The organism is Gulosibacter sediminis (assembly GCF_023370115.1).
Taxonomy (GTDB): Bacteria; Actinomycetota; Actinomycetes; order Actinomycetales; family Microbacteriaceae; genus Gulosibacter; species Gulosibacter sediminis_A.
The window spans coordinates 832,690-845,722 of record NZ_CP097160.1; the positions used below are offsets into that span (position 1 = coordinate 832,690).

The window sequence follows — 13,033 nt, forward strand, 5'->3', positions numbered from 1 at the left end:
GGAACACGATGAACCAGAAGTACTCTCCCGAGATGCGCGAGCGCGCGCTGCGGATGCTCGATGAGGCCAAGGCCTCCGGTGAGCACTCGAATCTGATGTCCGCCGTGCGGCATGTTGCGGGGCTCCTCGGCATGAGCGCGGAGACGCTGCGGGTGTGGCATCGCCGCCGCGAGGTCGACGCCGGCGCGAAGCCCGGTGTCCCGAGCGATGTCGCTGAGGAGAACAAGCGCCTGCGCCGCGAGGTGGCCGAGCTGCGAAAGGCGAATGAGATCCTCAAGGCTGCGAGCGTGTTTTTCGCGAAGGAGCTCGACCGGCCCTGACCGAGATGATCCGCTTCATCGACGAGTATCGAGAGCGGTTCGGGGTCGAGCTCATCTGCCGGACGCTGCGCCCGGCAGTGCAGGGATTCATCACGTCCCGCGGGTATCGCGCCGCGAAGACCCGCGTAGCCTCCGCCCGGCAGCTGCGCGACGAGCTGCTGGTGCCCGAGGTCGCCAGGCTGCATGCGGAGAACTACGGCGTCTACGGGCGGCGGAAGATGCATGCTCTCCTGAAACGGCAGGGGTGGGACATCGGCCGCGACCAGACCGAGCGATTCATGCGCCTCGCGGGAGTGCGTGGGGTTCGCAAGTCGAAGAAGGTGTTCACGACCAGGCCGGACAAGGCGCAGGCCCTACCGCGGGACCTCGTCCAGCGGCGGTTCCGTGCGGACGCGCCGCGCCGACTCTGGGTTGCAGACATCACGTATGTGGCCACCTGGGCGAGCTTCGCATACGTCGCGTTCGTCACCGACGTCTATTCACGTCGGATCGTGGGCTGGAACGTCGCGGCGACGCTGCGCGCGGAGGTGCTGCCGCTGCAAGCGCTGGACATGGCCGCCTGGGGCGCGGACGGCCCGCTGGACGGGCTGATCCATCACGCCGATCACGGCTCGAACTACATGTCGATGGTCTACACCGACCGGGTCGTCGAGCTTGGCGCAACACCCTCGACGGGAACCGTCGGGGACTCGTATGACAACGCCCTCGCCGAGGCGGTCAACAACCTCTACAAGACCGAGCGGGTCTGCTGAAGGTTTGGTTGAGTCCTTGACCGCATGATTCCGAAGCAGGAGTCGTGCTGGAAGGATGGCTATCGTGCCGAAGATCTATTCTGATGAGTTCAAACGGGACGCTGTAGCGATGGTGGCTGCGGGCTCGTCGCAGCGGCAGGTGTGCAGGGATCTGGGGATCTCGAAGACCGCGTTGCAGACCTGGATCCGAGATGACCGGTTCCGTTCGCATGGGATGACCCCTACGACGGATCTTGACGAGCGTCGCGAGATGACCGCGGCGTTGCGGCGGATCCGGGAGATGGAGAACGAGGTACTCCGGCGGGCTGCGGCGTATCTGTCGCAGGCGCATCTGCTGCCCCCAAAATGATCTACCCGCTCGTCCGTGAGATGGCCGCGGCCGACGCCCCTGTACGGGTGCCGGTCGCGGTGGCGTGTCGGGTACTCGGGTTCTCTGAGCAGGCGTATTACAAGTGGCTGCGCCGGCCTGTGTCGGCGCGTGAAGTCGAGGAAACGCACCTGATCGAGGTGCTCCGGGAACTGCACGAGGACAACCCTGAGGGCGGGTATCGGGTGCTGTCGGACGATCTTGCCGAGCGTGGTTACCAGCTCAGCGAGCGGCGTGTGTGGCGGTTATGCCGTGTCGCGGGGATTCGTTCGACGATCACGGCCCGCAAACGCCGGTATCGGACAGCGGGGCCGCCGGTGCATGACGATCTCGTGAATCGCGAGTTCACCGCGCATGGTCCGAACCAGCTGTGGTTGACCGACATTACCGAGCACCGGACCGCCCAGGGGAAGTTGTACTGCTGCGCAGTTAAAGACGTCTACTCGAACCGTATCGTCGGGTACTCGATCGATTCGCGGATGAAGGCCCGCATCGCGGTGAACGCGTTGGAGATGGCGATCGCGCATCGCGGTATCCCTGAGGGTGTGATCGTGCATAGCGACCGCGGTTCGCAGTTCCGGTCCCGGAAGTTCGTCAAGGCCCTGCACACGTACAACCTGATCGGCTCGATGGGGCGTGTGGGTGCGTGTGGCGACAACGCCGCGATGGAATCGTTCTTCAGCTTGTTACAGAAGAACGTCCTGGATCGGCACTTGTGGGCCACGCGTGCTGAGTTGCGTCTGGCGATTGTGCAGTGGATCGAGGGGGTCTACCACCGCAAGCGGCGGCAACGACGACTTGGGAAACTGACCCCGGTGGAGTTCGAGACCATAATGATGGAAGCCGTCGCACTGGCGGCATAAACCCCGGACTCAACCAAACCTTCAGCAGACCCCCACCGTCATTCGCACCTGGCGCGACCCGAGCGGCCGCGGATCGGAAGGAGACCGACCATGACCCCCACACCGGCACCCCCCGCGTGGGCGCACCGCACCACCGATGCCACCGCCGAACAGTTGGCGGCGGTGGATGCGTGGTGGCGGGCGGCGAACTATCTGAGCATCGGCCAGATCTACCTGCAGGGTAACCCGCTGCTGCGCCACCGCCTGATCCGAGACGACATCAAGCCGCGGCTGCTGGGCCATTGGGGCACCACCCCGGGCCTGAACTTCCTCTACGCCCACCTGAACCGCGCCATCCGCGACCGCGACCTGAACACCCTGTACGTGACCGGGCCCGGGCACGGCGGACCCGGCATGGTCGCCAACGCCTACCTGGACGGCACCTACACCGAACGCTACCCGGGCATCGACCGCACCGAAGAGGGGCTGCGGGCGTTGTTCCGGCAGTTCTCCTTCCCCGGCGGGATCCCCTCGCACGCGTCACCCGAGACGCCGGGGTCGATCAACGAGGGCGGCGAGCTGGGCTACTCCCTGGTGCACGCCTACGGGGCCGCGTTCGACAACCCCGACCTGCTGGTCGCCTGCGTGATCGGTGACGGGGAGGCAGAGACCGGGCCGTTGGCGACCGCGTGGCACGGTAACAAGTTCCTCAACCCCGCCGCGGATGGGGTGGTGCTGCCGATCCTGCATCTGAACGGGTACAAGATCGCCAACCCGACCGTGCTGTCCCGCATCCCCGAGGAAGAGCTGGTCGCGCTGCTGCGCGGCTACGGCCATCACCCCCACGTCGTCACGGTCGGCTTCGATGGCGAGACCCCGCAGGAGTCCCACGCGACGTTCGCGGCGGTCCTGGATGCGGTGCTGGATGAGATCGCGGACATCAAGGCCGCCGCGGCGGCCGGGACGCTGGAGGGGCGGCCGGCGTGGCCGGCGATCGTGCTGCGCAGCCCGAAGGGGTGGACCTGCCCGAAGATCATCGACGGTCTGCCGGTGGAGGGCACCTGGCGGGCACACCAGGTGCCGCTCGCCGAGGTCCGCGACAATCCCGAGCACCTGCGGATCCTCGAGGACTGGCTGGCGTCCTACCGCCCGCACGAGCTGTTCGACGTGACCGGCGCCCCCCGCCCGGCCACGGTCGCGATCGCCCCGGACGGGGATCGGCGGATGAGCGCGAACCCGGCCGGCAACGGCGGACAACTCACCGTCCCGCTGCGGCTCCCGGACTTCCACAAGCACGCGCAGCCGGTCGACCCGGCCGAGCGGGGTGCGGGAACCGGGGAAGCGACCCGCGTGCTGGGCGAGTGGCTGGCGGGGGTGATCCGGGACAACCCGGACAACTTCCGCATCTTCGGCCCGGACGAGACCGCCTCCAACCGGCTCGCCCCACCCGTCTACCAGGCCACCGGCAAGCAGTGGAACGCGGCCGTGGAGCCCGTCGACGAGCACCTGGCCCCGACTGGGCGGGTGATGGAGGTGCTCAGCGAGCACCAGTGCCAGGGCTGGCTCGAGGGCTACGTCCTTACCGGCCGGCATGGGCTGTTCAACTGCTACGAGGCGTTCACCCACATCGTCGACTCGATGTTCAACCAGCACGCCAAATGGCTCGAAGCGGCCCGGGAGGTGTCGTGGCGGGACCCGATCCCGAGCTTCAACTACCTGCTCTCCAGCCACGTCTGGCGGCAGGACCACAACGGGTTCTCTCACCAGGATCCCGGGTTCATCGACCTCGCCCTGAACAAGAGCCCCGACATCGTCCGCGTCTACCTGCCGTTCGACGCGAACACGCTGCTGTCCACCTACGACCACTGCCTGCGCTCGGCCGGGTACATCAACGTCGTCGTCGCCGGGAAGCAGCCCGCCCCGCAGTGGCTGACGATGGACGAGGCGATCGAGCACTGCACCCGCGGGCTCGGGATCCTGCCGTGGGCGGGCACCGAAACCGAAGGCACCGAGCCGGATGTGGTGCTCGCCGCCGCCGGCGACGTCCCCACCCTCGAGACCCTCGCCGCGGCGGCGCTGCTGCGCGAGCACATCCCCGACCTGAGAGTGCGGGTGGTGAACGTGGTCGACCTGACCCGGCTGCAATCCGAGGACCAGCACCCGCACGGTCTCCCGGACCGGGAGTTCGATGCGATCTTCACTCCCGACAAGCCGGTGATCTTCGCCTACCACGGCTACCCGTGGCTGATCCACCGACTCACCTACAAGCGCGCCGGGCACCAGAACCTGCACGTGCACGGCTTCCAGGAGCGCGGCACCACCACGACCCCGTTCGACATGGTCATGCTCAACGACCTCGACCGGTACCGGCTGGCGATCGACGTCCTCGACCACGTCCCGGGCCTCGCCGCCCGCCACGCGGAGCTGCGGCAGGAGCTGCAGGACGCCCGCCTGCATGCCCGCGCCCACACCCGTGAGCACGGCACCGACATCCCCGCCGTCGCCGACTGGCACTGGCCCCACCCCGACACCACCGACCCACCATCGGGAAGGAACCGAAATGAGTGACACCAGAACCGTGACCCTGCAGGTCAGCGGCATGATCCGCGCGACCTCCAAGAACGTCACCGAAGCCCACCTGAGCCGCCAACCCGGGGTGATCGCCGTGGACGCGAACCCGGTCTCGCAGACCGCGACCGTCACCTACGACCCCGAGACCACCTCGGTCGCGCACCTGCAGCAGTGGGTCATCGACTGCGGGTATGGGTCTGCTGAGGGTTTGGTTGAGTCCAAGACTGCTCCGCTCGGGAGAGCAGCGCTGAAAGGATAATCGCCATGCCGATCAAGTACAGCGAGGAGCTCAAGCGTGCGCTGTCGCGCTGGTGGAGTCCGGTATCGCACAGAAAACCGTGTGCAAAGACCTTGGGATCTCGAAGTCCGCGCTCGGCGCGTGGATCCAAGATTCCAGATTCAAAACCTGTGGGATGACCCCGTCGAAGGATCCTGACGAGCAGCGCGAAATGCGGCAAGCGTTGAAGCGTATCCGTGAGCTCGAGATGGAGAACGAGGTGCTGCGCCGTGCGGCAGCGTACCTGTCACAGGTGCACATCACGCCCCCAAAATGATCTACCCGCTAGTCCGTGAGATGGCTGCGGCCGGCGCCCGTGTCAGGGTGCCGGTCGCGGTGGCGTGCCGGGTGCTGGGGTTCAGTGAGCAGGCGTACTACCAGTGGCTTAAGCAGCCAGTGTCGGCCCGTGAGGCCGAAGAGCAGCATCTGATCGGGGTGCTACGGGAGTTGCACGAAGACGACCTCGAGGGTGGGTATCGGGTCCTTGCCGATGACCTCCACGATCTTGGCTATCAGGTCTCGGAGCGGCGGGTGTGGCGGCTGTGCATGATCGCTGGCATCCAGCCCGTGATCTCGAGGCGGAAACGCCGCTATCAGAAGGCCGGGGAGCCCGTGGGGGACGATCTTGTGGGGCGTGATTTCACCGCAGATGCTCTCGGCCAGAAGTGGTTGACCGACATCACCGAGCATTGGACCGGGGAGGGCAAGCTCTACCTCTGCGCGATCAAGGATGTCTGTTCGAACCGGATCGTGGGGTACGCGATCGATAAGCGAATGAAGGCGTCGCTCGCGGTTCGTGCGCTCGAGAATGCGCTCTTGCAGCGCGGCTACCCGAAGGGTGTGATCATACATTCTGATCGTGGGGGCCAATTTCGAAGCCGGAAATTCCAGAAGGCTCTGAAACAGTATGGGCTTCAGGGGTCGATGGGCAGAGTCGGGGCGTGTGGGGACAACGCGGCGATGGAGAGTTTCTTCTCGCTGTTGCAGAAGAACGTGCTCGACCGGCGGCCCTGGCGGAGCCGGCAGGAGCTGCGCCTCGCGATCGTGTCGTGGATCGAGGGGAAGCATCACCGGAAACTGAGACAGCGCCGGCTCGGGAAGCTGACACCGGTCGAGTTCGAGACCATAATGATGGATGCCGTCGCTCTGGCGGCATAAACCCCGGACTCAACTCAACCCTCAGCAGACCCGAGCAGCCCACACAGGTGACGCCACTGCAAGAAGGTCAAGGGCGGGTTCGAGTTGCACCGGATACTGCCCAGGAGGCCGCCACGCCGCAGCGGCACCCGACTATCGAGGTGTGGCTACGTGTTCGAGCGCATCGATATCGAGAATCGTGACCTCCCGGCGCCCGTGCAATTCGATAAGGCCGGAGGCAGAGAGCGCGGCAAGGCGTCGACTCAGGGTCTCTGGTGTCGTGCCGAGGTACGCCGCGATTTCCTGTTTCGCCATCGGAAGTCTCACCGTGGCCGCTCCGTCCCGCATGGTGCCAGGTAAGTCCAGGAGGTAGGCCGCGACACGGGCATTGACATCGCTGGAGGTGATGGCGGCCAGCAGTCGCTCGACGGAAGAGAGGCGGTCGGAGAGCGTCCGCAGCATCCGCTGACTGATGTCGGGGTAGTCACGAAGTAGGACTGCAAGGTCGGCATGGTCGAACACGCACATCCTGCTCTCTTCCAGCGCGACGGCGAGATCGTTCGGACGGTGGCCCGTCAGGAAGGCACGTTCACCCACGACGTCACCCTCGGTCACCGTTCGCAGGATCTGCTCCTGACCATTGGCGGCCGCGTGGCTGACCTTGAGCTGCCCACTGTGCATCACCAGCAGGCGCGAGACCGGCTGTCCGGGCGCATAGACGATCTCCCCCTTTTCGGCGAGTACCGGGCGGGCGAAGTCCGCAACACGCAACTGTTCCTGACGGGTGAGGCCTTGGAAGATCGGGACGCGGGTGACGCACAAGTCATCCTCGGGCATGACACCACTTTATCCCACGCCGACCCGACGCGACCGTAACGGACGGGCCAGCGGCGCTCGGGGAGGAGCCCCGCGAACTTGATCTATGTCAAGGAGTTCGCGGCACGGCGAACCTACGGTGAAGGTGTCAGTAAGAAACACCAAGACGGAAGGACTCCACAATGACCACCGCGACCACAACCCACACCATCCTCCGCGCGGAAGGTTTTTCCTGCCCTTCCTGCGTGGCCAAGATCGAGAAGCAGGTCGGCCGCCTCAAGGGTGTCCAGAACGTGAAGGTCCACTTCGCCTCCGCCCGCATCGAGATCGACCACGACGCCGAGCGCGTTTCGGTGGATGACCTTGTTGCCGCCGTCGTGAAGGCCGGCTACAAGGCCACGCCCGCGGCCTTCTAACGCCAGCGGGCCCCACGGGGCCCGCTCACATTTCCCCCTTCATCCTGCCGGTACGCCGGCTCAAGACGCAGAAAGGTCGTACCCGAAAGTGAACAGGCTCCAGAAATGGGTCTATGGAAACTGGTCCGTTCCCGTCGTGTCCGGCGTGCTCATCATCATCTCGTTCGCCCTCCAGTGGCTGGGCGGAGGTGTCGCCAACCTCACCGTCAGCCCGCAGTGGTGGCTGGACGCCGGCACCCACGCCGCGCATGCCAGCGCGGCCTTCACCCTCGGGGATGTCTTCATGATCGCCGCGGCCGCCGTCGCCGGCTACGGGATCGTACTCAAGGCGGTTCGCGCGCTGATCGCCAAGGTCATCGGCATCGACCTGCTGGTGTCGGTCGCGGCCATCGGCGCTGTCATCATCGGCAACTTCTGGGAGGCCGCGGCGGTGACGTTCCTGTTCGCCATCGGCCACGCCCTGGAAGCTGCCACCTTGAACAAGACGCGCTCGGCACTGGCCGAACTGGTCGCTGTTGCCCCGGATTCCGCGACCGTCGTGCGCGACGGTCAGCAACAGGAGGTCCCTGCCGCGCAGGTGAGAATGGGCGAGATCGTGCTGGTCAAGAACGGCGCGAAGGTCCCCGTCGACGGTCGAGTCGTCTCGGGCACCGGCGCCATCGATGAGGCCTCGATCACCGGCGAATCGATCCCGGTGGAAAAATCCAAGGGCGGACAGGTCTTCGCCGGCACCGTCTCCCGCGGCGGTTTCCTGCAGGTGCTGGCCACCGGCATCGGTGCCGATACCACCCTAGCCCGGATCATTCACCGGGTCGAGGAGGCCCAGGACGCCAAGGCCCGCACCCAGGCGTTCATCGACCGCTTCTCCGGCTGGTACACCCCCGCGGTGATGGTGCTGGCCCTGGCGGCCGGACTGATCTCCGGCGACGTGGTGCTGGCCCTGACTCTGCTGGTCATCGGCTGTCCCGGCGCCCTGGTGATCTCCATCCCGGTCGCGATCGTGGCCGGCATCGGCCGCGCCGCCCGCAACGGCATCCTGATCAAGGGCGGCGAATTCCTGGAGACCTCGGCGAAGATCTCCGCGGTCGCCGTGGACAAGACCGGCACCCTGACCGAGGGACGCCCGCAGCTGACCGACGTCGTCGTCCTGGACTCGGCGTTGGAGCGCAGCGAGGTGCTGCGCTGGGCTGCCGCCGCTGAGGCCGGCTCCGAACACCCGCTGGCCCGTCCCATCCTGGACACCGCCCAGGCCGAGGGAGTAGGCCCGCACGGCATCCCCGGCACGGTCACCCCGGTCCCCGGCAAGGGCATCGTGTCCGATGTCGACGGTTGGCGGGTACTGATCGGTAACCCGCCGCTACTACTCCAGTACGGCGTTGTCGATGACGGCAGCGCCGCCCAGGCGGCGGAATCGCTGGCCGCCGAGGGCAAGACGCCGATGATCGTGGCGGTCGATGACAAGGTGATCGGCGTCGTCGCCGTCGCCGATCAGGTCCGACAGGATGCACCCGAGATGGTTGCCCGCCTGCACCGGGCCGGCGTGGAGAAGGTGGTCATGCTCACCGGTGACACCCGGCTGGTGGCCGAGGCCATCGGGAAGGCGACCGGGATCGACGAGATCCACGCCTCCCTGCTTCCCGAGGACAAGCTGGACGTGGTCGCGCAGCTGCAGCAAGAGGGCCACACGATCGCCATGGTCGGCGACGGCGTCAACGACGCCCCGGCCCTGGCCACCGCGAACATCGGCGTGGCGATGGGGGCGGCCGGCTCGGCCGTAGCCGTGGAGACCGCGGACATCGCCCTGATGGGCGACAACCTGCTCAAGCTGCCGGAAGCTATCGGATTGGCCAAGCGGACCGTGTCCGTCATGCGGCAGAACATCGCGATCGCCCTGATCACCGTGGTGCTGCTGCTGGCCGGCGTCTTCGCCGGCGGAGTGACCATGTCGATCGGCATGCTCGTCCACGAAGCCTCCGTACTGGTGGTCATCGCCAACGCGATGCGACTACTGCGCAACGCCCGCGGCTCCACCACGATGCCCAAGAGCGAGAGGACCACCGGAACAGCGGTGCAACAGGTCAACGCCTGACATCGAACCCGCGTAAGCGGCAAACAGGTACCCAGCCGCTACCGCTCCCGGCGCGGGACACACCGACAAATTCACAACAACGACCCGAACACCGAAAACGAAAAACGCAACTGGAGGAGAGCAATCATGAACGGAAAGAACTTCACCCTGGGAGACAACGTCGAGCATTTCACCATCGCGGACGTGGCCCGGGACAACCCCGACTTCCGGAAGGTGCTGTGGACCGGTGAACACGCCCAGATCGTGGTGATGACCATCCCGCCCGGCGGCCAGATCGGCGACGAGGTCCACGAGCACACCGACCAGATCCTGACCTTCGTCTCCGGCACCGGCGAAGCCGATCTCAACGGCCACACCCACCCCATCGATGCCGGTGACCAATGCGCGGTACCGGCCGGAGCCCGGCACAACTTCCGCAACACCGGCGACGAGCCGCTGGTGCTCTACACCATCTACAGCCCACCGGAGCATGCTGCCGGCGCCGCCTTCGCGACCCGGGAGGAAGCCGACGCCGCCGAAGCCGCCGGTGAGGACGAACCCCCTCGGCTCTGACCCCCATCGTCACGTTATCTAGGGCACTAAGACACACCGCTCAGATCAGAAGGAGATCGCATTCATGTCCAAGGTCTACGTCTTCACCGACTACGGCGGACCCGAAACCCAGCAGCTGATCGACCGGCCTATTCCGGAGCCTGGACCCGGGGAACTGGCCATCGAGGTCCGGGCCGCCGGTGTGAATCCGGCCGACTGGAAGATGCGCGAGGGCCGGCTGGGTCGTGCCTGGTCGTTGCCGGCGCCGATGGGCCGTGAAGCCGCCGGCGTGGTCATCGCGGTGGGCGGCGGGACCGAAGGCTTCGCGGTGGGCGATGAGGTGCTCGGCCTGGTGGCGCCCGGGCAGGGCGGACTGGCCGAGCACACGCTCTTGAGCGCCTCCACCACTGTGGCCAAGCCCGAGGAGATCTCCTTCATCGACGCCGCCACCATTCCGGTGGCCGCAGCCACCGCCTATGACGCCACCCACCAAATCGAACTGGAACCAGGCCAGACCCTGCTCTTGTTGGGCGCTGGCGGCGGGGTGGGGCTGATGGCCGCGCAGATCGGCCGGGTACACGAGTTCACGGTCCTCGGCGTGGCCGACGTGGCCAAGCGGGAACTGATCGAGTCCACCGGTGCGGCCTTCATCGGATCCGGTTCGGGCGTGGCCGATCGCGTGCGAGAAGTCGCTTCCAGCATCGACCTGATCGTCGATCTCGTCGGCGGTGACGCGCTGCGTGCCGTCGCCGATCTGGTGGCCGATCCGGGGCGGATTATCTCCGCGGCCGATCCGGACGCCGCGGTCGAACTGGGCGGCCGGGGCTTGGCACGTACGACTGAGGCCATGGGGAAGATCACCGAGGTGATCCAGTACGGGCTGGTCGACCCCCATGCGGACACCCAGTACGACCTCAATGACGCAGGTCAGGCGATCGCAGCCGTGGAGACCGGGCACGCCGGCGGCAAGGTCGTCGTGGTTCCCGAAGGCTGATCAGCCATGCCGGGCGTGGGGGCGAGTTGCGTACTGCGGATGCCCTTACGCAACGCGTCCATCATGGCCCGATCTGCGTCGTCGCTGACGAGGGCGCGAACCTCGTCCCTGGCACGTGATGATGTCAGCCGCATTGGTGCGGACTCGCCGAACTCGGGAAGGTCGACCTGACGTGACCAGCGCCGACCTTCCGGCGCTGGACGCCCACGTCCACATCACTCCCGACGTCACCCGAGACCAAATCACAGCCCTCGGCGACGCCGTCGTGTTCGCTATGACCCGAAGCCTCCACGAAGCTAGTCAGGTCAAGAACCGACGCGATCACTCGCTCATCTGGGGGCTCGGTATCCATCCGGCAGTCGCAACCGCCCGCGCCGCATGGGACCCGGAACGGTTCAAAGACCTCCTCCGTTCCTTCGCGCTAGTTGGCGAGGTCGGCCTGGACCGCCGCGGAGGCGACTGGGCTCGGCAGTGCTCCATCTTCCAAGACGTACTGACCATCGTGCGCAGCGGGCCCGTGCTGGTCTCCATTCACAGCTCCGGAGCGACAACCGAGGTCGTCCAGTACCTTACCGATGCCAAGACGCGCGGAGCGATCCTGCACTGGTTCAACGGAGATGACACCGATGTCAAGCGGGCGATCGACGTCGATGCATACTTTTCGGTCAACGCTGCAATGTCCGAAGATCAGATCCGACGACTTCCGCGGGACCGGGTTCTGTGCGAGACCGACTTTCCCGCACGCAAGGTGCGTTCCCGCAGGCCAGCCGACACAGGAAGCATCGAGTTACTGCTGAGTCAGGCCTGGGGTACAAGCTCACAAGAGGTTCGCGCAGCGACCTGGTGGAACTTGCGCACGCTCAGCGAGCGCTCCGGTGCCATCGACCGCCTACCCGAACCTGTCGCGGACACGCTCTTGTACTTATAGTTTCCTGAACCTCCGCATTCGAGGGAGCGGTGCGACGAAGACGCACACCTCGCTCGCGCAACAGTGACGCTAGCCGCTGCCGACTCACGCCGACTTCCGTGGCTATCGTGCGCAGCGTCTCACCGGCGGCGTATTGAGCCTCTGCCGAAAGGAGCACCTCACCGCTGACCCTTGCCTGCTGTCGGACGTGAGGCTCCTCGCGACGGACACCATGCCGCGCACGAAGACGGATCGCGCGGTGCATCAAACTCAAGCGGGCCAGCGGCGGGGCAAGTTTCGACAAGCCTCCCGCTAGGTCCACCATTGTGATGAGTCGGGACATATGTCCCAGATGAGTCACGGGATATGTCACTCAACGAGAGCCTGGCCATCGGCCAGGCTCTCGTTGTTTGTTTCTCCAGTAGCCGCGGTCGGGGTCGATGTCGTGGGTGGAGAGCACTTCGCCGGTGGTGAGGTGGGTGACGGTGACGGTGGTGTCGTCGGCGATCGCGAGGACGTATTCGAAGGCGTTGCGGCCGCCGCCGTGGTGGGTGGTGTAGACGCGGCCGTTGTCGGTGAGGGTGGACGCGGGTGGGCCGTGGCGTTCGATGTTCGCGAGGAAGCTGGGGACGACGTCGTCGCCGGTGACTGAGGTGTGGACGGTGCAGGAGAGCAGGTATCGGTCGTGGTCGTCGAGCCAGTTGAGGACGAACCGTCCCGAGATCTGCGCCGCTGCTATGCGGGGGAGCGGCGCTCTCCTGAGCGCGGCTGAGTAGGCAGGCTCGAACGCGTCGGGGCTGACCGTCCCGAGGCTAGCGTGGAGTCTGCGGGCGTTGTACAAGTTGACCAAGTCAGGGTAGCGAAGTCGATGATGGCGATCGTCTTGTGCTGGCCGTCGCGGAAGAGTTCCGTGTGCCCGCACTCGGCTTGGTAGATCTCGTTGATCGACTCCTTGAGCGCGATCTCGTGTGCGTTGCCGAGGGACCCAACGCATAAGGATCGGACACAAGCGGT

Annotated in this window: 11 protein-coding genes and 2 pseudogenes; 11 read left to right on the forward strand and 2 right to left on the reverse strand. The window is 66.1% G+C overall.

Going from position 1 to position 13,033, the window contains the following annotated elements:
* Positions 1-8: 8 nt before the first annotated feature.
* The 6 genes and pseudogenes from M3M28_RS03765 (at position 9) to M3M28_RS03790 (ending at position 6,287) form a co-directional block, all read left to right on the forward strand.
* Entirely contained in the window at positions 9-320 is a 312-nt protein-coding gene (locus M3M28_RS03765; RefSeq protein ID WP_064914646.1) for a transposase, read from the forward strand.
* A 5-nt stretch (positions 321-325) separates the two neighbouring features.
* Complete coding sequence (locus tag M3M28_RS03770) at positions 326-1,072, forward strand: IS3 family transposase (RefSeq protein WP_249387503.1); 747 nt, start codon at positions 326-328, stop codon at positions 1,070-1,072.
* A gap of 64 nt (positions 1,073-1,136) precedes the next feature.
* A protein-coding gene (locus tag M3M28_RS03775; RefSeq protein ID WP_249387504.1) for an IS3 family transposase occupies positions 1,137-2,302 on the forward strand; the annotation gives its coding sequence in 2 pieces (ribosomal slippage) (positions 1,137-1,407 and positions 1,407-2,302; 1,167 coding nt in all).
* Positions 2,303-2,392: 90 nt separating this feature from the next.
* Entirely contained in the window at positions 2,393-4,849 is a 2,457-nt protein-coding gene (locus M3M28_RS03780) for a phosphoketolase family protein (protein ID WP_249387505.1), read from the forward strand.
* On the forward strand, positions 4,842-5,111 hold the full coding sequence (locus M3M28_RS03785; protein ID WP_249387506.1) for a cation transporter: 270 nt from the start codon (positions 4,842-4,844) through the stop codon (positions 5,109-5,111). The genes M3M28_RS03780 and M3M28_RS03785 overlap by 8 nt, the downstream gene beginning before the upstream one ends.
* 5 nt (positions 5,112-5,116) lie before the next feature.
* Positions 5,117-6,287, forward strand: a pseudogene (locus tag M3M28_RS03790) (IS3 family transposase).
* A 132-nt stretch (positions 6,288-6,419) separates the two neighbouring features.
* On the opposite strand, the gene M3M28_RS03795 reads toward M3M28_RS03790, so the two are convergent.
* Positions 6,420-7,103: a Crp/Fnr family transcriptional regulator gene (locus tag M3M28_RS03795; RefSeq protein ID WP_249387507.1), complete on the reverse strand. Its 684-nt coding sequence runs from the start codon at positions 7,101-7,103 to the stop codon at positions 6,420-6,422.
* A gap of 161 nt (positions 7,104-7,264) precedes the next feature.
* On the opposite strand from M3M28_RS03795, the gene M3M28_RS03800 reads away from it, so the two are divergent.
* From M3M28_RS03800 to M3M28_RS03820, 5 genes are all read left to right on the forward strand, one after another.
* Positions 7,265-7,498: a heavy-metal-associated domain-containing protein gene (locus M3M28_RS03800; protein WP_249387508.1), complete on the forward strand. Its 234-nt coding sequence runs from the start codon at positions 7,265-7,267 to the stop codon at positions 7,496-7,498.
* 88 nt (positions 7,499-7,586) lie between these two features.
* Positions 7,587-9,587, forward strand: coding sequence for a heavy metal translocating P-type ATPase (locus M3M28_RS03805; RefSeq protein ID WP_249387509.1), 2,001 nt, complete (start codon positions 7,587-7,589; stop codon positions 9,585-9,587).
* 126 nt (positions 9,588-9,713) lie between these two features.
* Positions 9,714-10,139, forward strand: coding sequence for a cupin domain-containing protein (locus tag M3M28_RS03810; RefSeq protein ID WP_123575383.1), 426 nt, complete (start codon positions 9,714-9,716; stop codon positions 10,137-10,139).
* A gap of 64 nt (positions 10,140-10,203) precedes the next feature.
* The gene (locus tag M3M28_RS03815; protein ID WP_249387510.1) at positions 10,204-11,112 is read left to right on the forward strand and encodes an NADP-dependent oxidoreductase; all 909 of its coding nucleotides are present in this window, start codon (positions 10,204-10,206) and stop codon (positions 11,110-11,112) included.
* A gap of 172 nt (positions 11,113-11,284) precedes the next feature.
* Complete coding sequence (locus tag M3M28_RS03820) at positions 11,285-12,040, forward strand: TatD family hydrolase (protein WP_249387511.1); 756 nt, start codon at positions 11,285-11,287, stop codon at positions 12,038-12,040.
* Between the two features lie 490 nt (positions 12,041-12,530).
* On the opposite strand, the pseudogene M3M28_RS12780 reads toward M3M28_RS03820, so the two are convergent.
* Positions 12,531-12,728 (reverse strand): annotated as a pseudogene (locus M3M28_RS12780) (IS481 family transposase); the annotation flags it as partial.
* Positions 12,729-13,033 lie beyond the last annotated feature (305 nt).